Source organism: Micrococcus sp. KRD026 (assembly GCF_017168445.1).
Classification (GTDB): domain Bacteria; phylum Actinomycetota; class Actinomycetes; order Actinomycetales; family Micrococcaceae; genus Micrococcus; species Micrococcus luteus.
The window spans coordinates 64,432-89,373 of the sequence record NZ_JABFBA010000029.1; the positions used below are offsets into that span (position 1 = coordinate 64,432).

Annotated in this window: 22 protein-coding genes; 12 read left to right on the top strand and 10 right to left on the bottom strand. The window is 72.5% G+C overall.

Annotated elements, in window-relative coordinates; all coding sequences use genetic code 11:
* Positions 1 to 27 precede the first annotated feature (27 nt).
* Positions 28 to 813, top strand: coding sequence for an enoyl-CoA hydratase/isomerase family protein (locus J1M40_RS10485; RefSeq protein ID WP_049146507.1), 786 nt, complete (start codon positions 28 to 30; stop codon positions 811 to 813).
* Between the two features lie 226 nt (positions 814 to 1,039).
* Positions 1,040 to 2,398 carry an MFS transporter gene (locus tag J1M40_RS10490; protein WP_070709171.1) on the top strand — a complete coding sequence of 453 codons (1,359 nt, stop codon included), beginning with the start codon at positions 1,040 to 1,042 and terminating at the stop codon, positions 2,396 to 2,398.
* A gap of 100 nt (positions 2,399 to 2,498) precedes the next feature.
* Here J1M40_RS10490 and J1M40_RS10495 read toward each other — a convergent pair whose 3' ends face one another.
* From J1M40_RS10495 to J1M40_RS10515, 5 genes are all read right to left on the bottom strand, one after another.
* Positions 2,499 to 3,116, bottom strand: coding sequence for a flavin reductase family protein (locus tag J1M40_RS10495; RefSeq protein WP_170720764.1), 618 nt, complete (start codon positions 3,114 to 3,116; stop codon positions 2,499 to 2,501).
* Positions 3,117 to 3,239: 123 nt separating this feature from the next.
* Positions 3,240 to 4,661 carry an aldehyde dehydrogenase family protein gene (locus tag J1M40_RS10500; protein WP_170720760.1) on the bottom strand — a complete coding sequence of 474 codons (1,422 nt, stop codon included), beginning with the start codon at positions 4,659 to 4,661 and terminating at the stop codon, positions 3,240 to 3,242.
* Positions 4,662 to 4,716: 55 nt separating this feature from the next.
* Positions 4,717 to 6,246, bottom strand: coding sequence for an APC family permease (locus J1M40_RS10505; protein WP_081374418.1), 1,530 nt, complete (start codon positions 6,244 to 6,246; stop codon positions 4,717 to 4,719).
* A gap of 133 nt (positions 6,247 to 6,379) precedes the next feature.
* On the bottom strand, positions 6,380 to 7,345 hold the full coding sequence (locus tag J1M40_RS10510; protein WP_170720757.1) for a helix-turn-helix domain-containing protein: 966 nt from the start codon (positions 7,343 to 7,345) through the stop codon (positions 6,380 to 6,382).
* A gap of 109 nt (positions 7,346 to 7,454) precedes the next feature.
* Positions 7,455 to 8,048 (bottom strand): TetR/AcrR family transcriptional regulator, encoded by a 594-nt coding sequence (locus J1M40_RS10515; protein WP_170720754.1) that lies wholly within the window; start codon positions 8,046 to 8,048, stop codon positions 7,455 to 7,457.
* A 185-nt stretch (positions 8,049 to 8,233) separates the two neighbouring features.
* Between J1M40_RS10515 and J1M40_RS10520 the strand changes: the two genes are divergently transcribed.
* Both J1M40_RS10520 and J1M40_RS10525 read left to right on the top strand, forming a co-directional pair.
* The gene (locus tag J1M40_RS10520) at positions 8,234 to 10,201 is read left to right on the top strand and encodes a primary-amine oxidase (protein ID WP_073116990.1); all 1,968 of its coding nucleotides are present in this window, start codon (positions 8,234 to 8,236) and stop codon (positions 10,199 to 10,201) included.
* 147 nt (positions 10,202 to 10,348) lie between these two features.
* Positions 10,349 to 10,693, top strand: coding sequence for a hypothetical protein (locus J1M40_RS10525; RefSeq protein WP_127446119.1), 345 nt, complete (start codon positions 10,349 to 10,351; stop codon positions 10,691 to 10,693).
* 57 nt (positions 10,694 to 10,750) lie between these two features.
* Here the strand turns inward: J1M40_RS10525 and J1M40_RS10530 are convergent, their stop codons facing one another.
* Positions 10,751 to 12,304 (bottom strand): GMC family oxidoreductase, encoded by a 1,554-nt coding sequence (locus J1M40_RS10530; RefSeq protein WP_256598148.1) that lies wholly within the window; start codon positions 12,302 to 12,304, stop codon positions 10,751 to 10,753.
* Between the two features lie 23 nt (positions 12,305 to 12,327).
* Positions 12,328 to 13,974 carry an amidohydrolase gene (locus J1M40_RS10535; RefSeq protein ID WP_073116987.1) on the bottom strand — a complete coding sequence of 549 codons (1,647 nt, stop codon included), beginning with the start codon at positions 13,972 to 13,974 and terminating at the stop codon, positions 12,328 to 12,330.
* A gap of 268 nt (positions 13,975 to 14,242) precedes the next feature.
* Here J1M40_RS10535 and J1M40_RS10540 point away from each other — a divergent pair, with 268 nt between their 5' ends.
* The 5 genes from J1M40_RS10540 to J1M40_RS10560 all read left to right on the top strand — a co-directional run bounded on the left by J1M40_RS10540 (position 14,243) and on the right by J1M40_RS10560 (position 18,130).
* Positions 14,243 to 15,460: a thiolase family protein gene (locus J1M40_RS10540; protein WP_036383428.1), complete on the top strand. Its 1,218-nt coding sequence runs from the start codon at positions 14,243 to 14,245 to the stop codon at positions 15,458 to 15,460.
* Between the two features lie 4 nt (positions 15,461 to 15,464).
* Positions 15,465 to 16,250 (top strand): enoyl-CoA hydratase/isomerase family protein, encoded by a 786-nt coding sequence (locus J1M40_RS10545; RefSeq protein ID WP_144862426.1) that lies wholly within the window; start codon positions 15,465 to 15,467, stop codon positions 16,248 to 16,250.
* An 8-nt stretch (positions 16,251 to 16,258) separates the two neighbouring features.
* A complete protein-coding gene (locus J1M40_RS10550) occupies positions 16,259 to 17,146 on the top strand; it encodes a 3-hydroxyacyl-CoA dehydrogenase family protein (protein ID WP_170720752.1) in 888 nt (295 codons plus the stop codon).
* A 121-nt stretch (positions 17,147 to 17,267) separates the two neighbouring features.
* The gene (locus J1M40_RS10555; protein ID WP_144819555.1) at positions 17,268 to 17,651 is read left to right on the top strand and encodes an MmcQ/YjbR family DNA-binding protein; all 384 of its coding nucleotides are present in this window, start codon (positions 17,268 to 17,270) and stop codon (positions 17,649 to 17,651) included.
* Positions 17,651 to 18,130 carry an SRPBCC family protein gene (locus tag J1M40_RS10560; protein ID WP_206450778.1) on the top strand — a complete coding sequence of 160 codons (480 nt, stop codon included), beginning with the start codon at positions 17,651 to 17,653 and terminating at the stop codon, positions 18,128 to 18,130. Before J1M40_RS10555 ends, J1M40_RS10560 begins: the two co-directional genes overlap by 1 nt.
* 38 nt (positions 18,131 to 18,168) lie before the next feature.
* Here the strand turns inward: J1M40_RS10560 and panD are convergent, their stop codons facing one another.
* Together panD and J1M40_RS10570 are read right to left on the bottom strand one after the other, a co-directional pair.
* Positions 18,169 to 18,606 (bottom strand): aspartate 1-decarboxylase, encoded by a 438-nt coding sequence (gene panD, locus J1M40_RS10565; RefSeq protein WP_070708802.1) that lies wholly within the window; start codon positions 18,604 to 18,606, stop codon positions 18,169 to 18,171.
* A 185-nt stretch (positions 18,607 to 18,791) separates the two neighbouring features.
* Positions 18,792 to 19,784, bottom strand: coding sequence for a DUF559 domain-containing protein (locus J1M40_RS10570; protein WP_073116981.1), 993 nt, complete (start codon positions 19,782 to 19,784; stop codon positions 18,792 to 18,794).
* Positions 19,785 to 20,061: 277 nt separating this feature from the next.
* Between J1M40_RS10570 and paaZ the strand changes: the two genes are divergently transcribed.
* The 3 genes from paaZ to J1M40_RS10585 all read left to right on the top strand — a co-directional run bounded on the left by paaZ (position 20,062) and on the right by J1M40_RS10585 (position 24,319).
* Positions 20,062 to 22,182 carry a phenylacetic acid degradation bifunctional protein PaaZ gene (paaZ, locus tag J1M40_RS10575; RefSeq protein ID WP_073116980.1) on the top strand — a complete coding sequence of 707 codons (2,121 nt, stop codon included), beginning with the start codon at positions 20,062 to 20,064 and terminating at the stop codon, positions 22,180 to 22,182.
* A gap of 138 nt (positions 22,183 to 22,320) precedes the next feature.
* Positions 22,321 to 23,253, top strand: coding sequence for a 3-hydroxyacyl-CoA dehydrogenase (locus tag J1M40_RS10580; RefSeq protein WP_036313915.1), 933 nt, complete (start codon positions 22,321 to 22,323; stop codon positions 23,251 to 23,253).
* 115 nt (positions 23,254 to 23,368) lie between these two features.
* Positions 23,369 to 24,319 carry a hypothetical protein gene (locus tag J1M40_RS10585; RefSeq protein ID WP_073116979.1) on the top strand — a complete coding sequence of 317 codons (951 nt, stop codon included), beginning with the start codon at positions 23,369 to 23,371 and terminating at the stop codon, positions 24,317 to 24,319.
* A gap of 14 nt (positions 24,320 to 24,333) precedes the next feature.
* Here J1M40_RS10585 and J1M40_RS10590 read toward each other — a convergent pair.
* Positions 24,334 to 24,942 (bottom strand): TetR/AcrR family transcriptional regulator (locus J1M40_RS10590; protein WP_241252222.1); only part of this gene is annotated, 609 nt, incomplete at its 5' end.

Consider the following 24,942-nt stretch of genomic DNA (forward strand, 5'->3'; position numbering starts at 1 on the left):
CCGCCCACGAGACCGAAGGAGCCCCCGATGATCGAGATCACCGTCGAGAACGGCGTCGCCGAGATCGTGCTGGACGCCCCCCAGAGGATGAACGCCCTGGACGAGGCCGCGCTGGCCGAACTCCAGGCCGCCTACGAGCGGGCCGCCGCCGGCGTCGAGTCCGGCGAGGTCCGGGCCGTGCTGCTGCGCGGCGAGGGCCGCGGCTTCTGCGCGGGCCGCGACATCTCCGCCGTGGTCCCGGCCGAGGACGACGCCACCGCCTACCTGCGGGACAGGGTCACCCCGGTGCTGCGGGCCATGTCCGAGATCCCGGTGCCCACCTTCGCGGCGGTGCAGGGCGCCTGCCTGGGCGTGGGCCTGGGCCTCGCGATCGCCACGGACGTGGTGTACGTGGCCGAGGACGCGAAGATCGGCTCGCCGTTCGCGAACCTCGGGGCCACCCTGGACTCGGGCGGCCACTGGCTGTTCACCGAGCGCCTGGGCGCGCACCGCACCCTGGACCTGATCTACACGGCCGAGCTCCTCTCGGGCGCCGAGGCCGTCCAGGCCGGGCTGTTCTCCCGGGCCCTGCCCGCGGACGAGCTGCTCGAGTTCACCCGTGCCAAGGTCGCTCAGGTGGCCTCCGGCGCGACCCTCGCGTTCCGCGCGTCCAAGGAGCTCGTGGCCCAGGTCCGCGACCACCGCGTGGGCCTGTGGGAGTCCCTCGACGCGGAGAACATCGCCCAGGGCGAGCTCTGCGGCACTGCGGACTACGCCGAGGGCTTCCAGGCCTTCCAGGAGAAGCGGAAGCCGGAGTTCACCGGCCGCGGCTGAGCCGCCGCACCCCGCCACCGACGACGGCGCCGCACCCTTCGCGCGAGGGGCGCGGCGCCGTCGTCGTCCCGGCCTCGTCACATTCCCGTCATCAGCTCGGACCGTGGCGTGAGTCACAGAGGATCGTATACGGTGACGGGTGTCACTTCCCGACCGATCGGTCGGGCACCACACCGTCCCGCCGCCGTCTCACGGCCGGCCGCCGCCCCGCATCCCAGGAGCATCCATGAGCCACACCGTCGCATCCCCCGCGGCGCCCGCCCCCGCGCGCGATCGCCGCGAGGAGCGCAAGGTCATCGCCGGCACCGTCGTCGGCACCACCATCGAGTGGTACGACTTCTTCATCTTCGCCCAGGCCACCGCACTCGTCTTCGCCGCCCTCTTCTTCCAGCCGATGGGCGAGAGCGGCTCCCAGATCGCCGCATGGGTCACCCTCGGCATCTCCTTCCTCGTCCGCCCGCTCGGCGCGATCATCGCCGGCCACCTCGGCGACCGCTTCGGCCGCAAGCTCGTGCTGTCCCTCACGCTGATCGGCATGGGCCTGGCCACCACCCTCATCGGCCTGCTGCCCACCTACGCCCAGATCGGCGTGTGGGCCCCGATCCTGCTCGTCGCGCTGCGCCTGCTGCAGGGCCTGTCCGCCGGCGGCGAGTGGGGCGGCGCGGCGCTGCTGTCCGTGGAGCACGCCCCCCACGGCAAGCGCGGCCTGTTCGGCTCCGCCCCGCAGATCGGCGTGCCGCTGGGCATGATCCTGGCCACCGGCGTGCTGTTCATCGTGCGCTCCACCATGTCCGAGGAGCAGTTCCTCACCTGGGGCTGGCGCATCCCGTTCCTGATCTCCGTGGTGCTGATCGTCGTCGGCTACCTGATCCGCAAGGCCGTGGAGGAGTCCCCGGTCTTCAAGGAGATGCAGCAGCTCAAGGTGGACGAGTCCGCCCCGCTGGGCGAGCTCTTCCGGCACCACACCAAGGAGGTCATCCTCGCCGCCGTGATCTTCGCCGCGAACAACGGCGTCGGCTACCTGCTCATCGCGTGGTTCTCGAAGTACGGCGGTCCGAAGGGTCTGGGCATGACCTCCTCCGAGGTGCTCATCGCGAGCCTCGTCGGCGGCGTCGGCTGGTTCATCTTCACCCTGCTCGGCGGCTGGGTCTCGGACAAGATCGGCCGCAAGCTGACCTTCGTCCTCGGCTACGGGTTCCTGATCGTCTGGGCCTTCCCGCTGTTCGGGCTGCTCAACACCGCGTCTCTGCCGCTGTTCTCGCTGGGCCTGTTCGTCCTGACGCTCGGCCTGGGTCCGTCCTACGGCCCGCAGTCGGCGATGTACGCCGAGATGTTCCCGGCCCGCGTCCGCTTCTCCGGCGTCTCCATCGGCTACGCGCTCGGCACCATCATCGGCGGCGCCTTCGCCCCGCTGCTCGCCGACCAGCTCGTGAAGACCGGCTGGGAGAACGTGGCCTGGTACATCATCGTGATCTCCGCGATCTCGCTCATCGCCGTCCTGTTCGTCCCCAAGGGCATCCAGGACCGCGAGCTGCACGACGAGCAGGTCGTCGCCACCCGCTCCCACCCGGTGGTCCCGGCCTGATCCGGCCCGCCTGACGGGCTTCGCCCGTCCCCACCCCACGACGACGGCGCGTCCTCCTCCGGAAGGGCGCGCCGTCGTCGTGCGCGGCCGGACCGCGGGGTCAGGCCCCGGGCCGGTCGAATGCGAACACCTCGCCGAGGCCGCCCCACTCGTTCCGGCCGAGCCGCGTCACCGGGTCCAGACGCCGCGCGTCGGGCAGGCGGTGGCCGCGCGCGTCGGTGACGAGCACGTCCTCGGCCACGGCCAGGTGCACCACGCGCCCGAACATCACGACACCGTCCCCCGCCTCGACCGTGCGGTCCAGGACACACTCGAACACCGCCGGGGAGGCGGCCACCCGGGGCGCGTCGACGGCGACCCCCGGCTCCGCCTCGAGCCCGCCCAGCGCGAACTCGTCCACCTCGGGGCCGACGACGGCGGACGTCGCGTTGGCGGCCTCGGCGAGCGCGCGGTCGATGATCGAGACGGTGAACTGCCCCATGGCCTCGACGTTCGTCAGGGTGTCCTTGCGCCCCGTGGAGGAGACCACGAGGATCGGCGGCTCGTTGGAGACCATTGTGAAGAACGAGTGCGGGGCGAGGTTCGCCACGCCCTCGGCCGACCGGCTGCCGACCCAGGCAATGGGCCGCGGCACGAGCATGGTCTTCATGAGGCGGACGGCGTCGCCGGCGGGCAGGCCGTCGACGGGGAACTCGGCGCGGGGGCGGGTCTGGCTCATCGCCCCAGTATCCCCCGCGGGGTCCGGCCGGACCGGGTCCGGACGGCGCGGAGGCCCGCAGACACGCCGTTGCGTCGGGGACGAAGCGGCGCGTCTGCGGGCCTCCTCGAAGGGCGGGCCGGGTCAGACGCTGATCGACTTGGCCTCGGCCATCTCCTTCAGGCCCAGCTCGCCGAACTCGCGGCCCATGCCGGACTGCTTGACACCGCCGAACGGCACGCGCGGATCGATGGCGCCGTGCTTGTTGATCCACACGGAGCCGGCCTCCAGGCGCAGGGCGACCTCCTTCGCGCGCTCGACATCCGGCGACCACACCGACGCGCCGAGGCCGACCTCGAGCCCGTTGGCCCACGCGATGGCCTGCTCGAGGTCCGTGTAGCGCACGATCGGCAGGGCGGGGCCGAACTGCTCCTCGGCCACGAGCGGGTTGTCGTTGTCGATGTCCGCCACGAGGGTGGTGGGGTAGAAGTAGCCCGGCGCGGACCCGTCCGGATCGCCGCCGAGCAGGACCCGCGCGCCGCCGTCCTTCGCCGCCTGCACGAGGCGGGCGACGATGTCGTACTGCGCCTTGTTCTGCAGCGGGCCGAGCACGTTCTGCTCCTCGAGCCCGTTGCCCATCGGCATCGCCCGCGCCACGGCCACGAGCTCCTCGCACACCGCGTCGTAGAGGGCGTCCGGCACGTACAGGCGCTTCAGGGCCGCGCAGGTCTGGCCCGTGTTGATGAACGCGCCCCAGAACAGGCCCTCCGCGATCGCCTTCGGGTCGGCGTCGTCCAAGACGATGCCGGCGTCGTTGCCGCCGAGCTCGAGGGTGATGCGCTTGAGGTCGTCGGCGGCGCCCTTCATGATCGCCTTGCCCGTGGCGGTGGAGCCGGTGAAGGTGATCTTGTCGATCCCGCCGTGCGCGGTGAACGCGCGGCCGAGCTCGCCGTCGCCGGCCAGGACCTGCAGGACGCCCTCCGGGAGGGCCTGGTTCATCACGTGCGTCAGCGCCAGCACGGACAGCGGGGTGTACTCGGAGGGCTTGAGCACCACGGTGTTGCCCATGCGCAGCGCCGGGGCGATCTGCCAGACGGAGATCATCATGGGCCAGTTCCATGGGCCGATGCCGCCGACGACGCCGATCGGCGCCCAGTGCAGCTCGGCGCGGCCGGACTCGTCATCCACGAGCACCTCGGGCTCGATCTCGAACGCGGCGGTCGCACGGGTCCAGGCGACGCAGCCGCCGACCTCGAAGGCCGCGTTGGGGCCGTTCTTGACCGGTTTGCCCTGCTCCCGGGAGAGCAGCTCGGCGAGGGCCTCGGCGCTCGCCTCGATCGCGTCCGCGGCGCGGTTCAGGGCGGCGCTGCGCTCGGCGTGGGGCAGCTTCGCCCAGTCGCGCTGGGCGGTGCGGGCCCGCTCGACGGCGGCGTCGAGGTCCGCCGTCGTGCTTTGCGGGGCGTGCCCGATCAGCTCGCCCGTGGCGGGGTCCTTGATCTCGGCGCCGGCGCCCTCGGGGGCGGCGACGGCGGCGAGGAGGTCGGCGTAGGTCAGGGTCTCGGTCATGGGGTTGCCTCTCGTACGGGGTCGGAGTGGTCTGTGGTCGAGGTCAGTGTGGGGCTCAGGAGAGCTCGCCGCCACGGGCGATGCCCGCGTAGGTGGCGGGTCGGCGGGCCTTCAGCCAGAGGGCCCAGGCCGTGCCGAGCGCGCCGGGCGCCACAACGAGCGCCGGCAGCAGCCAGCTCAGCGGGGTGGGGCCGTCCGCGCCGAGCAGCACGGGGAAGTTCACCATCGTCAGCACGAACAGGGCGAGCAGGCCGACGGCGGCGAGCGCGGGGGCGACGACCCGGGTGAACACGCCGAACTCGTCCCGGTGACGCCGCAGGTAGCCGATGACGGACACGGAGGTCAGTGCCATGAGCAGCACGAGGCCGAACGCGCCCATGTTGGTCAGCCAGGTGAAGAGGGTGACGACGGGGAACAGGGGGTCGTCAGAGCGGGAGCCCGCCACGGCGAACACCACGAGCACCACGAGCGCGGCCCCGGACTGGGCCAGCGAGCCGCCGACGGGGGCGCCGGTGCGCGTCGAGGTGTGGGCCAGGAACGCGGGCAGCACGTGCTCCCGGCCGAGGGCGAAGGCGTAGCGGGCCACGATGTTGTGGAACGCGAGCAGCGCGGCCAGGAGGCTGACGATGAAGAGGATGTTCGCCAGGTCCGTGAACCACAGCGGGGTGTGGGCGCCGAGGAACGCGAAGACGACGTCGGGGCCTCCGGCCTGGGCAGCCGCCACGACCTGGCCTGGCCCTTCCGTCATGACCATCGCCCACGCGGAGAACGCGTAGAACACCGCGATCAGCACCACCGAGATCAACGTGGCCCGGCCCGCAGTGCGCTTCGGGTCCTTGACCTCCTCGTTGTAGATGGCACCGGATTCGAAGCCCATGAACGCGGCCACGGAGAACACCAGGGCGGCGCCCACACCGGAGGTGAACAGCTGGTCCGGCAGCAGGCCGGCCGCGCTCACCCCCTCCGGGGCCGCGCGCAGGCCGAGCACGGTGTAGACGCACACCACGAGGAACTCGAGCGCCACGACGCCCATCAGGACCTTGGCAGAGAAGTCCACGCGGTAGAGGCCGAGCACGCCGACCAGCACCCACGCGCCCAGCGCGCTGGCCCACCACGGGACGGCGATCCCGAACGTCCCCTCGAGGAACGACGAGGTCGCGAAGCCGAACATGCCGGCGATGCCGACCTGCATGCACGCGTAGGACACGAGCGCGACGAGGGCGGCGCCCACCCCGGCGGGCTTCCCCATGCCGCGGGCCACGTAGGCGAAGAACGCGCCCGCGTTGTGGACGTGTCGCGACATCGCCGCGTACCCCACCGAGAACAGCAGCAGGACGGCACCGAGCACGAGGAAGGACAACGGGACGCCGAGCAGGCCGGTCACGGCGAAGTTGCTCGTGATGCCGCCGGCCACGGCGGTCAGGGGCGCGGAGGCCGCGACGATCATGCAGACCAGCGCCGGCACGCCGATGCGGCCCGCACCGAGGCGGTCGTCGCCGCTGCTCGAGGGGACGCGGGCGGACGGTGCGGCGGGTGACGGGTGAGGTGTGGCCGGCGTGCCGGCGGCATCGAGGACGGAGCTCATGCGGTCCCTCCTGAGACGGGAGGCGAGGGGATCCGCCTCGGGGTGATCTGACTCACTCGAGGGTGGCCGATCCAGCGGGCCGCGGATTGACGATCCGCGAAGAGGCGTTGCCGCCGCGCGCAGTCCCGCCCCGTTAGGCCGCCTGCCGCCGGTACCCGCCGGGCGTCACGCCGAAGCGCGCGCGGAACGCCCGCGAGAAGTGGGCCGGGTCCGCGAACCCCCACCGCGCTCCCACGACGGCGACCGGGCGGCCGGCGTTCCCGGGGTCGCCCAGCTCGTCCCGGCAGCGCTCCAGCCGGCGTCGCCGGATGGTCGCGGCGACCGTCTCCCCCGTGCCTTCGAACAGCAGGTGCAGGCTCCGGACGGACATGAAGTGCGCGGCGGCGACGCTGGCTGGGGACAGCGCGGGGTCCGCCAGGTGCTCGTCGATGTGCCGGAGCACGGCGGCGCGCTGCCGGTCCCGTTCGTCGTCGGGACCCCCGACGGGCGCGGGCCGGACGCCCTCGGCCGGACGGGGCGGCAGGCCGAGCAGATCGGCCACGAGGGTGCCGACGAGATCGACGACGTTGTGCGCCAGCCGGCCGCCGATGGCCGGGTCGAGCACGGGCATGGCGTCCGCCGCCTGCGTCAGGAACGCGCTCACGGCCGGGCCCAGTCGATGACCCTCGTCGAGGGCCGTCGCCGTGACCTGCGCCGCCTGGCCGGGGGCGATCCCGAGGGCCGCGTGGGGGAACATCAGGACGTGGCTCGTGAAGTCGCGGTCGAATGAGAGGGTGTAGGGCTGAGACGTGTCGTAGATCGCGAGCCGGCCGGGCTCCAGGAGGACCTCACGGCCGTCCTGGAGGAGCAGGCCGCGGCCGGAGAGCTGCAGGGACACCTTGAACATGCCCCCGCCGCCCGCCGCGGCGAGACGCTCGGTCCGGTGCACTGCGTGCGGCGCGGCCGCGAGAGTGGTGAGGCCGATCCCGCCGAACTCGCTCACGTCGAGCCGGCCGGAGAACGACCGGCTCGGACGGAGTAGTTCCGACTCGAGGGGGACGAAGGAGCGGGAGATCAGCTCCTTCCATTCGGCATGGTCGTCGACGGTCCGCCGGAACACGCGAGGCCCTCCCTTCACGCTGCTTCGCTGTAACCTGGCTCACCATTCTCCCACTGGAGAAAGACCAGGCAACCCCGTGCGGCGCGTCATGACGGCCCGCCACACCCGGTCACATCCGGCGGATCGCCGCCGTCAGCAGCGCGAGCTGGGCCTCCAGCGCGGCCCGGTCGTGCCGATCCGCATCGACGACGGCCGTCACCTGCGCGCCGAACAGCCACGTCAGGATCAGGTCCACGAGGGCGCGTCGGTCGAGGTCGGGACGCAGTGCGTCGTCGTCGTCGGCCTCGCCGAGGGCCGCGTCCAGACGCGCCCGCCACGCCTCGAGGGTCGCAGCGGCCACCCGGGCCTCGGCCTCGTGGCGGGCGGCCTGGTCCCAGAACGAGATGACGAGTCGCGCCTCCACGAGGAGGTCCTCGTCCACGGGCAGGACCTCGAGGCACAGGCGGCGCAGGGCCTCCAACCCGCGCACGCCCGCGAGCGCCTCGTCGATCCGCGCCTGCGTCCGGCCGAAGACGTGGGCGTAGGTCGCGTCGAGCAGGTCCGTCTTGGCGGGAAAGTAGGGCTTCAGAGCCCCGTGCGCGTATCCGGCCTGCTCGGCGATCTGGCGCATGGTCGCCCCCGTCAGCCCGCGGCGGGCGACGACGCGCCACGCGGCCTCCACCAGCTCGGACCGACGGCTGTCATGGTCCACGACCTTGGGCATGGCGCTCCTTCGCGTAGAGGTGTCGGGCGCGGCCGGATTGACCACGCGCGCAGACGACGGCCGACCTGTGCACGGATGTCCTATGACCCGCGTCACGCTAATGCCTACCGTACGTGGCACGGATAGTTCTCCACCTGGAGAAGAACACCCCACCAGTGCCGTCCGCGGCAAGGAACGAGGATGCCATGACCACCGAGACCGCCGGCGACTTCCGCCTGCAGACCCCCGAGGAGATCGAGGCCGTCGTCGCCGTCCTGCGCGACGACGGGATGCTGGGCGAGAACGCGCGCATCGCCTACCTCGGGCTCCTCGACCCGCCGCGCGGTGCGGAGCGCGCGGAGGCGTCGCGCGACCGCCGGTTCCGGGTGTTCGTCCTGGACGTGGCCGGCGGGCGGCCCGTCGAGGCCGTCGTCTCCGCCACGCGCCGCGAACTGCTGTCCTTGCGCGAGCTCGACTCCGCCGTGGACGGCGAGTTCCCCGTGATGGAGGAGGAGTTCGCGGTCGTGGAGGCGGTCCTGGCCCAGGACCCCCGCTGGCAGGAGGCCATGCGGACCCGCGGCATCCCCGTGGAGGAGGTGCGTGTGGCGCCCCTGTCCGCGGGGGTCTTCGAATACGAGGAGGAGAAGGGCCACCGCATCCTGCGCGGCCTGGCCTTCCACCAGAAGCACGAGGCGGATTCGCCGTGGGCCCACCCGATCGACGGGATCGTCGGCTACGTGGACGTCACGGCCAAGGAGGTCACCCAGGTGATCGATCTGGGCGCGATGCCCGTGCCGCAGGAGCACGGCAACTACACGGACCCCGAGCTCACCGGCGACCTGCGCACCACGCAGAAGCCGATCGAGATCACCCAGCCCGAGGGGCCGTCCTTCACCGTGGACGGCGGCAACCACGTGGAGTGGGAGCGCTGGAGCCTCGACATCGGCTTCGACATGCGCGAAGGACTCGTGCTGCAGAACATCGCGTTCGACGACCCGCACACCGGCCGCCGCCGCACGATCCTGGACCGCGCGTCCATCGCCGAGATGGTGGTGCCCTACGGCGACCCCTCCCCCATCCGGTCCTGGCAGAACTACTTCGACACGGGCGAGTACCTGGTGGGCCAGTGGGCGAACTCGCTCGAGCTGGGCTGTGACTGCCTCGGCGACATCACCTATCTCTCCCCCTGGGTGGTGAACAACGCCGGTGAGCCGCGCCAGATCAAGAACGGCATCTGCATGCACGAGGAGGACTGGTCCATCCTCTCCAAGCACACCGAGATGTGGACCGGCATCTCCTACACGCGCCGCAACCGCCGGCTGGTGATCTCCTTCTTCACCACCATCGGCAACTACGACTACGGCTTCTACTGGTACCTCTACCTGGACGGCACGATCGGCTTCGAGGCAAAGGCCACCGGCATCGTCTTCACCTCGGCCGTCCCCGAGGGGACCACGGACTTCGCGTCCGAGATCGCCCCGGGACTGGGCGCCCCCTTCCATCAGCACCTGTTCAGCGCGCGGCTCGACTTCGCGCTCGACGACGGCACGTGCCGCGTGCTGGAGGAGGACGGCGTCCGTCTGCCGTTCTCCGAGGAGAACCCGCGCGGCAACGCGTTCACCCGGCGCCGGACCGTGCTGGCCACGGAACAGCAGGCCCAGCGCGACGCCGACATGTCCGTCGCCCGGACCTGGGTGGTGGAGAGCGCGGAGCACAAGAACCGCCTGGGCGCCCCCGTCGGCTACAAGCTGCACCCCGAGGGCCTGCCGACCCTCATGGCGGCCGAGGGGTCCTCCATCCACCGGCGGGCGACCTTCGCGGCCAAGACCCTGTGGGTGTCCCAGTACCACGAGGACGAGCGCTACCCCACCGGCGACTTCCCGAACCAGCACGGGGGCGGCGCCGGCCTGCCCGAGTGGACGGCCGCGGACCGCAACGTGGACGGCGAGGACCTCGTCGTGTGGCACACCTTCGGCCTGACGCACTTCCCGCGCGTCGAGGACTGGCCCATCATGCCGGTGGACCACGTGGGCTTCCGACTGCGCCCCGAGGGCTTCTTCGACCGCTCGCCGGTGCTCGACGTGCCGGAGCCGCGCAAGGGCGCCTGCCACGCCGGTGGCACCCCCGGCGTGGCAGGCGGCGGGTCCGACGACGCCTGCGGCTGCGGGCACTGACGGAGGCCCTCCATGACGGCCCTCGCCCCTCGCACAACTCGACGCCCCTCGTCCTTCGCAACGCCGCGCTCAGCCCCCGAGGGAGGCGGGGGCCGTCTGCCGGCCGCGCTCGCGCTGCTGGCTGCACCGTTGCACGTGGCGGTCCTCGTGATGCATCCCCACGGCCTCGTCACGACCGTGGTCCTGCTCGCGATGACCGCGTGGTGCGCGCTCTGCGGGGCGCGGCTGCTGCGCGGACACGGCACCGCCCCGGCCAGCGAGGCAGCAGGCACCCTCCGCATGCTGCTGGTGTCCGCGGCCGCGATGGTGCTCGCCCACGCTGCCATGGTGGCGGGCCTGCCGGGGATCGGTGCGGGCCATCACCATGACGGCGGGGCCGCGGCGACGGCGCACGACGCGGGCGCGACCCGCGCGATGCTCGGCATCGTGGTGCTCGAGCTGGGCGTCGGGCTGACCTCGGCCCTCGCGCTGCGGCGGACGAGCCGAGACTGAGACCCCGTGCGCGGCCCGTCACCCCGACGGACCGCGCACGGGGTCGTCTCATGCTCCTTAGAAGGGCTCGACACCCGTGATCATCGCGGCGGCCCGCTCCCCGATCATCACGGACGGCGCATTGGTGTTGCCCGACGTCACCTGAGGCATGATCGACGCGTCGGCCACGCGCAGCCCCTCGACCCCGTGCACCTGCAACGTCGCCGGATCGACGACGGCGTCCTCGCCGACGCCCATCGCGCACGTGCCCACCTGGTGGTGGTACGTCGTCGTGGTGTTGCGGATGTAGGCGATCAGCTCCTCGTCCATGTCCCCGACGTTCGGGCCCGGGTGGATCTCCATGGCACCCCAGTCCTCTGCGAGGGCGGGCTGGGCGGCGATGCGCCGGCACTGGCGCAGGGAGTACAGCATGGCTTTGAGATCCTCCGGCGCGGTGTAGGCACCGATGTCCACCCGCACGGGGTCCTGCGGCGCGGGGCCGGAGAGGGTGAGGCTGCCGCGCGAGAGCGGGCGGACGATGCCCGCCAAGAGGGAGAAGCCGGTCTCCGGCCCCACCATCGGGTCGCCCGCCGTGTTGGTGTACATCGGCACCGAGAAGTAGATCGGCTGGGTGTCCGCCACCGGCAGCGCCGGGTCGGACTTCGCGAAGTAGTGCACCTGGGTCACGGCCACCTCTGGGGCCGGCGCCTCCCTCTCGGTGACGCCGACGACCGGCACGAGCAGGTGGTCGTGCAGGTTGCGCCCGACGCCGGGCAGTTCGTGGGCGACGTCGACGCCCACCTCGCGCAGGTGGCCCGCGGGGCCGATGCCGGAGCGCAGCAGGATCTCCGGGGACCCGAGGGCGCCGGCGCAGAGGACGACCTCGTCGGCCATGATCCTGAGTGTCTCGCCGCTCCGATCGAACTCGGCGCCGGTGACGCGCGCGCCGTCCAACACGAGACGCCGGGCCTGCGCGCCGGTCACCAGGGTGAGCCCCTCGTGGTCCGCCACCGGCTTGAGGTAGGCGCGCCACGTGTTGAACCGCTTGCCGTCGCGGACGTTGAGCTGCATCCATCCGACGCCCTCGACGTCCCCGGAGTTGTAGTCCGGGTTCTCTGGGACGCCCTCCTGGACGGTGGCGTCGTACATGGCCTGTTGGATCGGATGATGCGGGTAGTCGGTGCTGACATCGAGCAGCCCGTCGCGGCCGCGGGTCGTGGGGTCGCCTTCCGGATAGGCCTCGATGGCTCGGAAATAGGGAGCGACGTCGTCCCAGGCCCAGCCTGCGCAGCCGAGCTCGCCGGCCCAGGTGTCGTAGTCCCAGCGGTCGCCGCGCACCCAGATGGCCGCGTTGAGCGCGTGCGAGCCGCCGAGGACTTTGCCGCGGGGCAGATGGACTCGGCGGCCGTCGAGCTCCGGCTGGGGCGTGGTGCGGTAGTTCCAGTCGACGTCGGTCTCCCACAGGAAGCCGAGGCGGGAGACGTCGTCGATGTCCGGGTTGACGTCGTGCTCGCCGGCCTCGACGAGGGTGACGCGCCGGCCGGCGTCGAGCAGGCGACGGGTCAGGACGCAGCCGGCCGAGCCGGCGCCGATCACGAGGACGTCGGTGTGCCGGGTCTGGGGGGATTCCACGATGTGGCTCCTGTCTGTGGTCATCACTGGGTCTCGTGGACGCGGCGGCCCGCGAACCACGTCTGCTTCGCCGTGATCCCCGGGATGCTCTCCAGCTCGGCGGTGAGCGGGTCCGCGCTGAGGACGACGAAATCGGCGGAGCGGCCGGCGTCGAGCGAGCCGATGGTGTCGTCGAGCCCCATGGCGGCCGCCCCGGCCGTGGTGTAGACGCGCAGGGCCTCCTCGCGGGTCAGCGCCTGCTCCGGCCAGAGTTCACCGGGGAACCGCCCCGTGGGGTCCTTCCTCGTGACGAGGCCGTAGACGGACTCCCATACGTTCGGCGACTCGCTGACGGGCCAGTCCGAGCCTCCGGCCACGAGCGCCCCGGCATCGACGAGGGCACGGTTCGGGTGCAGTCGCGATCCTCTCTCCTCGCCGAGGACGGTCTGGATCGCCTGGGTGATCACACCCGGATACCAGAGGGCCGGAGAGATGTCGGCGACGACGTCGAGACTCGCGAACCGGGCGACGTCGTCTGGATGGATGAACTGGCCGTGCGCCACGTGATAGCGCGGCGTCACGTGCCCCGCGGCCCGCACGCGGGCGACCGCGTCCAGGACCATGCGGACCGAAGCATCACCCGTGCAGTGGACCTTCGCCGAGATCCCGCGGGCCGCCGTCGTGAGGAGCCACCGCTCCAGCTCCTCCGGGCCCATGGTGGTGTGCCCGTGATGACAGGCGGGGAAACCGGCCCCCTTCAGGTACGGCTCGAGGAACGCACCGGTACCCGCGGGCGGGACGCCATCCAAGAAGATCTTGATGAAGTCCGGGCGATGGTGAAGGGAACGGGTGCGCTCACGGCCGGCGATGATGTCCTCGCCGAGAGGGTCCGCACCGAAGATGAAGTCGTTCGCCAGCATGCTGGTGACGACCCACGCGTGGAGTCCGCCCTGCTCGTCGAGCTCGTGCAGCGCCGTCATTAGCTGCAGTGAGGCGGCCGCATCCTGGAACGCGGTGATCCCGTGCGCGTGGAGCATCTCGATGCCCCGGGCTGAGGCACGCGCGAGGTCCTCCGTGGTCGTCCGGAACAGGCGCTCTCTGACCTTCTCCACGTGCGCCCCTGCGGCTTCGATCATCACGCCGGTGGGCTGCCCGTCGGCGTCCCGGAGGATCATCCCCCCGTCCGGATCCACGGAGTCCGCGCTGATGCCGGCCGCGGTCATGGCGGCGGAGTTGGCCCACCGGTTGTGCTTGGAGTCATCCTTCAAGAGGACAGGGTGTCCCTGGCCGGCGGCGTCGAGGCGGCGCAAGGCGTCAGGGCTGTCCAAGGCGTCGAGGAGACCAGAACCCCAGCTGCCGCCGACGACCCACTCCCCGGCGGCGAGAGTGGCGGCGTGGTCGCTGACGGCGTCCAGCACGGCCTCCAAGCTTGCCGTGGGCGGGAAGGACAGTTCGAAGAGGTCCATCTGCCCGGCGAGCGAGTGATGGTTGTGGACGTCCACGAGGCCGGGCATCACCGTCGCGCCTTCGAGGTCCAGCACCGCCCGGGCATCGGGGATCAGCTCCTCCACCTCCCTGCCGACGGCGACGACGCGACCGGCCTGCACCGCCATGCTCTCCACGGTGCCTCGCTCGCCCATGGTGTGGATCCTGGCCTGAGTGACCACGAGGTCGACGGACGTCCCCGTCATGAGAATTCCTCCCTGCACCGCACTTGCCGTGACATAGCGCACACTAGCCGCGTCGCGCCCGTCGACCTTGGACCTCCGCGCACGCCGATTGGCGCCTCGCGCATGCCTCGACTCCTGGGGAGCCGCCCCCGGGCGCTTCACCCCACCCCGTCACCGTCACACCCGCCCCGCAGTTGACCCCCGTCACACCGGCCCGGAATACTGAACCTGAACGCACGGTCGGTAATTCGCCGCGCCCGCCCCGTCGTCGGTCACTCAAGGAGTCTCCATGTCCGCACAGTCCCAGGCCCTGCTCGTCGGCGGTCGCCGCACGCCCGTCGGCAAGTACGGCGGCGCCCTCTCCTCCGTCCGCCCCGACGACCTCGCCGCCCTGACCATCAAGGCCGTGATCGAGGACGCCGGCATCGACCCGTCGGTCGTGGACGAGGTCATCCTCGGCAACGCCAACGGCGCCGGCGAGGAGAACCGCAACGTCGCCCGCATGGCCTGGCTGCTGGCCGGCTTCCCGGACACCGTCCCAGGCATCACCGTGAACCGCCTCTGCGCGTCCGGCATGTCCGCGATCGGCATCGCCACCGCGATGGTGCGCTCCGGGATGGCCGACGTCGTCGTGGCCGGCGGCGTGGAGTCGATGTCCCGCGCCCCCTGGGTGATGGAGAAGCCGACGACGGCGTTCGCCAAGCCCGGCGCGGCCTTCGACACCGCGATCGGCTGGCGCTTCGTGAACCCGCGCTTCGCGGACGGCGAGTTCGGGGAGAAGTTCACCTTCTCCATGCCGGAGACCGCCGAGGAGGTCGGCGAGGTGGACGGCATCACCCGCGAGGACGCCGACGCCTTCGCCGCCCGCTCGCATGAGCGTGCGCTGGCCGCCATCGGGGCCGGCCGCTTCGCGGACGAGATCGTGCCCGTCGTCGTCACGGGCCGCAAGGGCGCCGAGACGGTCGTGGACACGGACGAGGGCCCCCGCCCCGGCTCCACCCCCGAGGTGCTCGCCAGCCTGCGCCCGATCATCAAGAAGGACGGCGTGGTCACCGCCGGCAACTCCTCCTCCCTCAACGACGGCGCCTCGGCGATCCTCGTCGTCTCCGAGCGGGCCGCGCAGAAGTACGGCCTGACCCCGCGGGCCCGCGTCGTGGAGTCCACCTCGGCGGGCCTGGCCCCCGAGATCATGGGTCTGGGCCCCGTCCCGGCCACCGAGAAGGCCCTCGAGCGCTCCGGCTGGTCCGTGGCGGATCTGGGCGCCGTCGAGCTCAACGAGGCCTTCGCCACCCAGTCCCTGGCCTCGATGCGGCGCCTCGGCCTGGACCCGGAGACCGTCAACGCCGACGGCGGCGCGATCGCCCTGGGCCATCCGCTCGGCTCCTCGGGCTCGCGCCTCGTGGTCACGCTGCTCGGTCGGATGGAGCGCGAGGGCGCGGACAGGGGCCTGGCCACGATGTGCGTGGGCGTGGGCCAGGGCTCCGCGATGCTCGTCGAGAAGGTCTGAGCGCATGGACGACTTCAGCCACTTCACGGCACTGCGCGTCGAGGAGCGTGAGGACCGCGTCCACGCGCGCATGGACCGCCCGGGCGTGCGCAACGCGATCGACCAGACCATGGTCGACGAGTTCCACGAACTCTGCACCCACCTCGAACGCGAGCCGAAGATCCTGATCATCTCGGGCACGCAGGTGGAGTCGACGCGCGAGCCGGGGACGTTCTCCGGCATCTTCGCCTCCGGCGCGGACATCGGACAGCTGCGCGAGCGCCGCCGCGACGACGCCCTGCGCGGCGTGAACTCGCAGGTCTTCGACCGCATCCACCGGCTGCCCATGCCCGTGATCGCGGCGATCGACGGCTTCGCCCTGGGCGGCGGCGCGGAACTGGCCTACGCGGCCGACTTCCGCATCGCCACCCCGGCGCTGAAGATGGGCCAGCCCGAGACGAGCCTGGGGATCACCGCCGCTGCGGGCGCCCAGTGGCGGCTCAAGGAGCTGGTGGGTGAGCCGGTGGCCCTCGAGCTGCTGCTCGCCGGACGGATCCTGGACGCGCAGGAGGCCCTCGAGCTCAAGCTCGTCACCGAGCTGCACGAGCCGGACGCCCTCCTCGACGCCGCCGACGCCCTCGCCGACCGCATCGCGCAGCAGGACCCGCTGGCGGTGCGGCTGTCCAAGCGCGTCTTCCACCTCCCTCGCGAGGCCCACCCCCACGTGGACGAGATCGCGCAGGCCATCCTGTTCGAGTCCGAGGCCAAGTTCGAGCGCATGCAGGCGTTCCTGGACCGCAAGAAGAAGTGAGGACTGACATGACCGATCAGCAGCACACCCCTGATACCGCGCCGTCCTCCGTGCCCGCCGTCGTCGGCGTCCTCGGCGGCGGCCGGATGGGTGGCGGCATCGCCCACGCGTTCCTCGTCTCCGGCTCGTCCGAGGTGGTCGTCGTCGAGCGCGACCCGCAGTCGGCCGAGGCCGCCAAGGGGCGCATCGAGGCCGACCTGGCCGCCTCCCTCGAGCGCGGCAAGATCGACGGCGACCTGGACGAGTGGGCGCAGCGCCTGACCGTCTCCGTGGACCGCGCCGACTTCGCCCGCTGCGACCTCGTGGTCGAGGCCGTGTTCGAGGACATGCAGGTGAAGATCGAGGCGCTCACCGACGTCGAGGCCCACCTGCGCGAGGACGCCTGGCTGGCCAGCAACACCTCCTCCCTGTCCATCGACGAGATCGCCACGCACCTGCAGCGCCCCGAACGCTTCTGCGGCCTGCACTACTTCAACCCGGTGCCCGCCTCGAAGCTCGTGGAGGTCGTGATCGGCGAGCAGACCGGTGCGGAGCTCCAGGCCCTGTCCACCGAGTGGGTCCGCGGGCTCGGCAAGACCCCCGTCGTCGTCAAGAACGCCCCGGGCTTCGCCTCGTCGCGCCTGGGCGTGGCGATCGCGCTCGAGGCCATCCGCATGGTCGAGGAGGGCGTGGCCTCCCCCGAGGACATCGACGCCGCCATGGTGCTCGGCTACAAGTTCCCGGTCGGCCCGCTGGCCCTGACCGACATCGTGGGCCTGGACGTGCGCCTGGGCATCGCGGAGTACCTCGAGTCCCAGCTGGGTGAGCGCTTCGCCCCGCCGCAGCTCATGCGGGACATGGTGGCCCGCGGCGAGCTCGGCCGGAAGTCCGGCAAGGGCTTCTTCGACTACCGCTGAGCCCCCGGGGCGAGCGCTTTCGAACGTGAGATAGGCCCTATCTCCCGTTCGAAAGCGCCCATTCCCCCGATATCACGTTCGAAAGTGCGGGGGCGGGGCGGGCGCGGCTAACGTGGCGGGCATGGACGAGCCCACGCTGCTGCGCATCGCCCGCGACCGCGCCCTCGAGCTGCCGGGCAGCGCCGCGTCGCACCCCTTCGGCCCGGACACCGAGGTCATGAAGGTGCAGGGGAAGCTGTTCGCGGTGTTCATCGACCACGACGGGCGCCGCCTCGTGAACGTCAAGGCCCGCCCGGAGGACGGCGCCCAGCTGCGCGCGGCCCTGCCCGCGGCGATCACGCCCGGCTATCACATGGACAAGCGGCACTGGCTCAGCCTGGCCGCGCACCCGGACCTCGACGAGCAGCTCGTCCGGGACCTCGTCACGGAGTCGTACCTGCTGATCGTCGCGAAGCTCCCCCGCACCCGGCGCCCCGTGGACCCCGAGATCTTCGGCCGGGCCTGATGTCGGCCGACCGCCCCTTCCGCTTCACCCACCGCTGGGCCGTCCCCGCGGACGCCCGGTCCGTGCTGGCCCTGCTCGCCGACCCGGCCGGCTACCCACGCTGGTGGCCGGCCGTCCCGCGCGCCCATCGCCTGGGCCCCGGCCGCGCCGCCGTCCGGCTGCGCGGGTTCGTGCCGGTGCGTCTGACGATGGAACGTCTCATCGACGACCGCGCCCGCGGCCTTCTGGTCGCGCACCTGAGCGGGGATCTGACGGGCACCGTGCGGGTCACCGTCCACGACGACGGCGCCCCGGCCGGACACGCGACGCACTGCATCGTGGTGTGGGAGCAGGAGGTGGTGCTGACCTCGTCGTGGATGCGCGCCGTGGCCCGCGTGCCGGGCGCCCGCGCCGCGATGGGCCTCAGCCACGCGGCCGCGATGCACTCCGCGCGTCGGGCACTCGGGGCCAAGGCCGTGCCGACCGCTGATCCCGCTTGAACGGCTCGTCCATGACGGCCCAGCGCCCTCGGGCCGGCTCAGACCTCGGCCTGGGCCTCGTCCCACTCGCGGGACAGCGGCGGGCGGGCGACGCCGTCGAGCAGCCCCTCCGCCGGGTCCGCGCCGAGCTCGACGATCCTGTTGTCCGCGTCCACGTGGACGACCTTGGGCTGGAAGCGGCGAGCCTCGTCGTCGTCCATCTGCCCGTAGGCGATGAGGATGACGACGTCCCCCGGATGCACCAGGTGGGCGGCGGCGCCGTTGATGCCGAGCACGCCGGAGCCCCGCTCGCCCGCGATGGTGTAGGTCTCCAGTCGCGCACCGTTGGTGACGTCCACGATGGACACGAGCTCGCCGGGGAGGATGTCCGCGGCGTCCAGCAAGTCCTGGTCCACGGTCACGGAGCCCACGTAGTGCAGGTCCGCCTGGGTCACGGTGGCCCGGTGGATCTTGGCGTGGAACATGGTGCGCAGCATGCAGCGAAACTCTCCGGATGAGGGGGTGGGGCGGGTCCGAGGGGACCGGTGCTCGATTCTACGCCGGTCCGGAGACGAGGGGCAGGGGGGTCGACGCCGGCCCCAGGCTCCCGCCCCTCTCGCCGAGGCCCGCAGACACGCCGCTACGTCCTGGCCGTAGCGGCGCGTCTGCGGGCCTGGGCGGGTCAGATCCACGACGGCGGCACTCGGCCCGGCGGCGTCCGCGCGGCCACCAGGCCCCGCAGCTGCCGCACGAACAGCTCCCAGTGCCCCGGCCGGAACACGTCGGCGGTCACCCGGATCACCTCCCACCCCTCCGCGCGCAGGGCCGCGTCCCGCTCGCGGTCCTCACGCCACTGCCGGCGATCCGTGCGGTGCTGATCGCCGTCGTACTCGACCGCCACCTTGGCCTCCGCCCACACCAGGTCCACGCGGAGCCGCTGTCCCGTGGCGAGCCGGATGCACGGGTTCACTGCGGGCTCGGGGACGCCGTCCAGGACGAGCCGCGCCCGCAGCCGGCTCTCCTGCGGCGAGTCGGCCCCGGGGCGGACGAGCTCCAGCGCCTCCCGGGCCGCGCGGATCCCGCGCACCCGTCCGCGTTCCTCGACGGCGGCGCGCAGCTCGGCCACGTCCGTCACCCCGGGAGGCAGCCGACGGCGGCGGGCCTCCGTCGGGGCGGTCCGAACCATGCTGTCCCCCAGCGCGACGAGATGGTCGAGCGGCCCGGCGTGCGCGGCGAGGTCCACGAAGGTCCACCCCGGCGCGGTCACGCGCACCCCGTCCACGATCCGCACCGGTGCGTCGGCGCGGAGGCGGTGTGAGCGGATCCCGGCCCGGCTCGACGCGGTGCCGTGGCCGCGCGGGGTCGCGATGTGCACGGACCGGTCGGCGGCGAGCGGCCCGGTCAGCCACAGGCCGAGCACCCGGGCGGCCGTGACGTGGCTGAACACGCCCTCGGGGTGCAGATCCTGCAGCGCCCGCAGATGGTCCATGGGGTCCGGTTCGACGCCGCGCCGGCCCCAGAGCCCCCAGCCGAGGGAGACCACGTCCCCGCGCCGCAGCCGGGCCGCGCTCACCCCCGCCTCGCGCGCGGCCGGGGTCGAGAACACGGTCGGAGCGCGGAGGCGGCCGTCCAGTCCGCAGCGCATCGGGGGCAGGGGCGCGGGCGAGCGGGGCATGCGCCGAGCGTGCCCGATCCGGGCGGGCCGCCGTCGTCGTCCGCCGGGATCTGTGGACGACGCCCCGCCGAGGCCCGCAGACACGCCGCTACGTCCTGGCGGTAGCGGCGCGTCTGCGGGCCTGAGCGCCACGGCTCGGCCGGCGAAGCCTTCTCCACGACGACGACGTCACCCGCCCGGCTCCCCCTCCCGCGTGATCCACGTCTCGGCTAGGGTGAGGACCAATAACCGACCGATCGGTCGGGACCCGTCCGTGCCCCCGACACCAGGAGACCTCGTGACCGTCACCGCCCCCTCCCTCCCGGAGATCCTCCCCAGCTACGTCGCCGGCAGCTGGTGGACGCCGTCGCACCCGTCCAAGGTCACCGACGTGACGGACGCGAACACCGGCGCGCGCCTCACCGGCGTCTCCACCGACGGCCTCGACACGGCCGCCGCCATCGAGCATGCCCGCACCGTCGGCCAGCAGGCCCTGGGCGCGCTGACCATCCACGAGCGCGCTCTCAAGCTCAAGGAGCTCGCCCTCTACCTGAACTCCCGCGTCCAGGAGCTCTACGACGTCTCCTTCGCCACCGGCGCCACGCAGCGCGACCACGCCTTCGACGTCGACGGCGGCATCGGCACCCTCTTCACGTTCTCCGGCAAGGGCCGCCGCGAGCTGCCGAACTCCAACGTGATCATCGACGGCGACGTGGAGCCCCTCTCCCGCGACGGCTCCTTCATCGGCGAGCACATCTACCAGCGCATCCCGGGCGTGGCCGTGCAGATCAACGCGTTCAACTTCCCCGTGTGGGGCATGCTGGAGAAGTTCGCCCCGGCCTTCGTCGCGGGCGTTCCCACCGTGGTCAAGCCGGCCACCCCCACCGGCTACGTCACGCAGAAGTGCGTCGAGCTGATGCTCGAGTCCGGCGTGCTGCCCGAGGGCTCGATCCAGCTGATCTCCGGTTCCGCCCGCGACCTGCTGGACCACCTGGACTACCGCGACCACGTCGCGTTCACCGGCTCCGCCGCCACCGCGGCCACGCTGAAGAAGCACCCGAACGTGCAGGAGGGCGGCGTCCGCTTCACCGCGGAGACCGACTCCCTCAACGCCGCCATCCTCGGCCCGGACGCGGACCCGGAGTCCCCCGAGTTCGAGGCGTTCGTGAAGGCCGTCTTCCAGGAGATGACGGTCAAGGCCGGCCAGAAGTGCACGGCCATCCGCCGGGTGATCGTCCCGCAGGACCGGGTCGAGGCCGTGACCGCCGCCCTCACCGAGCGCCTGGCCGCGAAGGTCGTCCTGGGCGACCCGCGCGTCGAGGGCACCACCATGGGCGCCCTGGCCTCGAAGGAGCAGCAGGGCGAGGTCCGCGGCGCGGTGCAGCGCCTGGTCGACGCCGGCGGTCAGGTCCGCCTCGGCGGCCCCGAGGGCTCGACCGGCGACGCCGACGCCGAGTCCGGCGCGTTCTTCGCCCCCACGGTGCTCACCTTTGAGGACGCGCGCACCCCCGAGGTGCACAGCGTCGAGGCGTTCGGCCCGGTCACCTCGGTGATCGGCTACACGGACGTGGCCGACGCCGTGGCCCTGGCCGCCCTGGGGTCGGGTTCGCTCGTGGCCACGGTGGCGACGAACGACGGTGAGACCGCCCGCGCGTTCGCCGCCGGGATCGGCGCCCACCACGGCCGCGTGCACGTCCTGAACCGCCAGACCGCCACGACCACCACCGGCCACGGCGCCCCCGTGCCGGTGCTGGTCCACGGCGGCCCCGGCCGCGCCGGTGGCGGCGAGGAGCTCGGCGGCGTCCGCGCCGTCAAGCACTACATGCAGCGCACGGCGATCCAGGGCTCCCCGGACATGCTCACGGCCATCACCGGCGTGTGGCATCCGGGCGCCGCGGCCCACACGGTGACCCGCGAGGACGTGGAGGCCGGCACCGCCGTGCACCCGTTCTACAAGTCCCTGGCCGAGCTGACGGTGGGCGACCAGTTCGCCTCCGGCCTGCGCACCGTCACCCTGGAGGACATCACCGCCTTCGCGGAGGAGACCGGGGACAGGTTCTACGCCCACACGGACGAGGAGGCCGCCATGGCCAACCCGTTCTTCCCGCGCCGGGTGGCCCACGGCTACCTGCTGGTCTCGTGGGCCGCGGGGCTGTTCGTGGCCCCGGATCCGGGCCCGGTGCTGGCCAACTACGGCCTGGAGAACCTGCGCTTCATCACGCCGGTGACCTACGACGACGCCATCCGCGTGACCCTGACGGCCAAGCGCATCACCCCGCGCGTGAGCGACGAGTACGGCGAGGTGGCCTGGGACTGCCGGATCCACAACCAGAAGGACGAGCTCTGCGCCCAGTACGACGTGCTGACGCTCGTGGCCAAGACCTGGCCGATGGCCCCGTCCGAGACCTCCCAGGGCTGAGCCCCCCTGCTTCGACGGGCCGTCCCGTGCGCCCGCTGCGCGCCGGGCGGCCCGTCGTCGTCCCCGGGAACAAGGAGCGTGCCCGGGACGTTCACCTGTACGTCCCATTCGGACCGCGAGAGAAGAAGGTCGACATATATGTCCGAGTTCACCCGTTTTGATCAGGTCACCGTGCTGGGCACCGGTGTGCTGGGTTCGCAGATCATCATGCAGGCGGCGTACCACGGCAAGAAGGTGATGGCCTACGACGCCGTCCCCGCCGCCCTCGAGGGGATCGAGCGCCGCTGGGCGTGGATCCGCCAGGGCTACGAGGCAGACCTCGGGGAGGGCTACGACCCGCAGCGCTTCGACGAGGCCATCGCCCGCATCACGCCGACCTCGGACCTCGGCGAGGCCCTGGCGGATGCGGACATCGTGATCGAGGCCGTCCCGGAGAACCTGGAGCTCAAGCGCAAGGTGTGGGCCCAGGTGGGCGAGCTCGCCCCCGCCACGACCCTGTTCGCCACGAACACCTCCTCCCTGCTGCCCTCGGACTTCGCCGACGCCAGCGGCCATCCGGAGCGCTTCCTGGCCCTGCACTACGCCAACCGCATCTGGGCGCAGAACACCGCCGAGGTCATGGGCACCGCCGCGACCTCGCCGGAGGCCGTCGCGGGAGCCCTGCAGTTCGCCGAGGAGACCGGCATGGTCCCCGTGCACGTGCGCAAGGAGATCCCGGGCTACTTCCTCAACTCCCTGCTCATCCCGTGGCTGCAGGCCGGCTCCAAGCTGTACATGCACGGCGTGGGCAACCCGGCGGACATCGACCGCACCTGGCGCGTGGCCACCGGCAACGAGCGCGGCCCGTTCCAGACCTATGACATCGTGGGCTTCCACGTGGCCGCCAACGTCTCCCGCAACACGGGCGTCGACTGGCAGCTCGGCTTCGCTGAGCTGCTCGAGAAGAGCATCGCCGAGGGCCACAGCGGCGTGGCCGACGGCCAGGGCTTCTACCGCTACGGGCCGGACGGGGAGAACCTCGGCCCGGTGGAGGACTGGAACCTGGGCGACAAGGACACCCCGCTCGGCTGACCTCCTCGACTGACGGATCAGGGGCCGTCCGGTGCGCACCACGCATCGGGCGGCCCCGACGCATGCCCCCGCCGCTTCCTTGTGGCATCCGTCACAGTGCACGTAGAGTCGGGCCATGACGACCCCCCGACTCCCCCTGCTCGGCGCCCTCGCCGTGGGCGCGCTCGCCCTCGCCGGGTGCGCGGGCGGCGGCGGCGCGGAGCCCTCCTCCCCCGCCTCCTCGTCGGCGTCGTCCACGACGACGGCGGCCTCGTCCGCGTCCACGTCGCCCGCGGCCAGCAGCTCCACGGCCCCCACGTCACCCGCGGCCAGCGCCTCCACGGAGAGCACGGCCAGCGCCTCCGCTTCCAGCAGCCTGTCCCTCGAGATGCCCGCCGCGCTGGATGGGCAGCGGACCCTGGCGGTGCAGGCCGCCGTGCAGCGGGCCGCGGGGCCGGGGTCCGAGGTGGGGCTGAGCGCCGTCTCGCCGCTGGAGCGGCAGACGGAGCTGCGCCAGCGGGCCGCCGGTCTGGTGCAGACGGTCGACGCCGGCGCGAGCCCGGCGCCCACCCGCAGCGCGGAACAGCAGGCCTGCCTGGACGCCGCCCGCTCCGCCCTGGAGCGGGACGCCGAGGCCGGGGCGGCGGACCTGGGGCTCACGGCCCAGCCGGAGACGGCCGCCACCACCGGCGGCGGGCCCACCACGACGCCGGCGCCCTCCTTCACGGCGTCCCCCGACGCCGAGGTCACTCCGCTCGGCGTGCGCGTCACCGTGTACCCCACGGAGGAGGCCGCCCGCGCCGCCCTGGAGGACGCCCGAGCGGCGGCGCAGGCCTGCACCGGGGTGGACCTGGCCGGGCTCGGCGTGGAGAGCGTGACGCGGACCGAACACGAGGGCGGCACCGCCTACACGGCGCTCCCGGCCCCCGGGGGGTCCGTCTACTCCCACCTCACTGCCGTGCAGGACGGCGCCCGCACCGTGGCCGTGGCCCAGGCCGACGCGGACGGCGGGGTGCCCGCGGACGCCGAGGACCGTGCAGCCTCGATCGTGGCCGAGGTGCTCGCCGCGCTCGACGGCCAGGGCTGAGGACAGCGGGCCCCTCAGCCCCGCAGGCCCCCGAGCACCACGCCCGTGACGGCGTCGATCATCTGGTCCGGTCCCTGCTGGCCGGGGACGCCGCGATCCGGCCGGTACCAGTCGACGATCGAGTTGATCATGCCCAGCGCGAGGCGGGCGAGGTTGCGCGGGGTCACGTCGGAGCGCGCCGCACCCGCGGCCTGGGCGGCCTCGAGCAGGTCACCGAAGCGCCGGGTGATCTCACGACGACGCTCGACGGCGGCCACCTCGACCGCCGAGTTCCCGCGCAGGCGCAGCAGCAGGGTCACCTCGGGCTGCTTCTCCGCCAGCACCCCGAGCGTGCCGCGGATGGCCGCCTCGACCTGCGCGCCGGCGTCGGCCCCGCTGGCCACCACATCGTCCAGGCACGCCTCGAGGGCGTCGAGCGCCTCCGTCACCGCGTGGTCGAGGATCGCCTCCTTGGACTCCACGTGGTGGTAGATCGCGGACTTGGAGATGCCCAGGTGGGTGGCGAGCATGCCCATGGACGTCGCCTCGTAGCCGTGCCGGTTGAAGAGCTCGACGCACTCGGCCAGCAGCGTCTGCCGGTCATAGCCGGGCCGGCCGCGGCGCGGGGTGGGGCTGCTCTGGGG

Bases quoted from the DNA above. Each gene is read 5' to 3' on its own strand.
- J1M40_RS10485 (WP_049146507.1), top strand. From the start codon at position 28: ATGATCGAGATCACCGTCGAGAACGGCGTCGCCGAGATCGTGCTGGAC.
- J1M40_RS10490 (WP_070709171.1), top strand. From the start codon at position 1,040: ATGAGCCACACCGTCGCATCCCCCGCGGCGCCCGCCCCCGCGCGCGAT.
- J1M40_RS10495 (WP_170720764.1), bottom strand. From the start codon at position 3,116: ATGAGCCAGACCCGCCCCCGCGCCGAGTTCCCCGTCGACGGCCTGCCC.
- J1M40_RS10500 (WP_170720760.1), bottom strand. From the start codon at position 4,661: ATGACCGAGACCCTGACCTACGCCGACCTCCTCGCCGCCGTCGCCGCC.
- J1M40_RS10505 (WP_081374418.1), bottom strand. From the start codon at position 6,246: ATGAGCTCCGTCCTCGATGCCGCCGGCACGCCGGCCACACCTCACCCG.
- J1M40_RS10515 (WP_170720754.1), bottom strand. From the start codon at position 8,048: ATGCCCAAGGTCGTGGACCATGACAGCCGTCGGTCCGAGCTGGTGGAG.
- J1M40_RS10520 (WP_073116990.1), top strand. From the start codon at position 8,234: ATGACCACCGAGACCGCCGGCGACTTCCGCCTGCAGACCCCCGAGGAG.
- J1M40_RS10535 (WP_073116987.1), bottom strand. From the start codon at position 13,974: ATGACGGGGACGTCCGTCGACCTCGTGGTCACTCAGGCCAGGATCCAC.
- J1M40_RS10540 (WP_036383428.1), top strand. From the start codon at position 14,243: ATGTCCGCACAGTCCCAGGCCCTGCTCGTCGGCGGTCGCCGCACGCCC.
- J1M40_RS10545 (WP_144862426.1), top strand. From the start codon at position 15,465: ATGGACGACTTCAGCCACTTCACGGCACTGCGCGTCGAGGAGCGTGAG.
- J1M40_RS10550 (WP_170720752.1), top strand. From the start codon at position 16,259: ATGACCGATCAGCAGCACACCCCTGATACCGCGCCGTCCTCCGTGCCC.
- J1M40_RS10555 (WP_144819555.1), top strand. From the start codon at position 17,268: ATGGACGAGCCCACGCTGCTGCGCATCGCCCGCGACCGCGCCCTCGAG.
- J1M40_RS10560 (WP_206450778.1), top strand. From the start codon at position 17,651: ATGTCGGCCGACCGCCCCTTCCGCTTCACCCACCGCTGGGCCGTCCCC.
- panD (WP_070708802.1), bottom strand. From the start codon at position 18,606: ATGCTGCGCACCATGTTCCACGCCAAGATCCACCGGGCCACCGTGACC.
- J1M40_RS10570 (WP_073116981.1), bottom strand. From the start codon at position 19,784: ATGCCCCGCTCGCCCGCGCCCCTGCCCCCGATGCGCTGCGGACTGGAC.
- J1M40_RS10580 (WP_036313915.1), top strand. From the start codon at position 22,321: ATGTCCGAGTTCACCCGTTTTGATCAGGTCACCGTGCTGGGCACCGGT.
- J1M40_RS10585 (WP_073116979.1), top strand. From the start codon at position 23,369: ATGACGACCCCCCGACTCCCCCTGCTCGGCGCCCTCGCCGTGGGCGCG.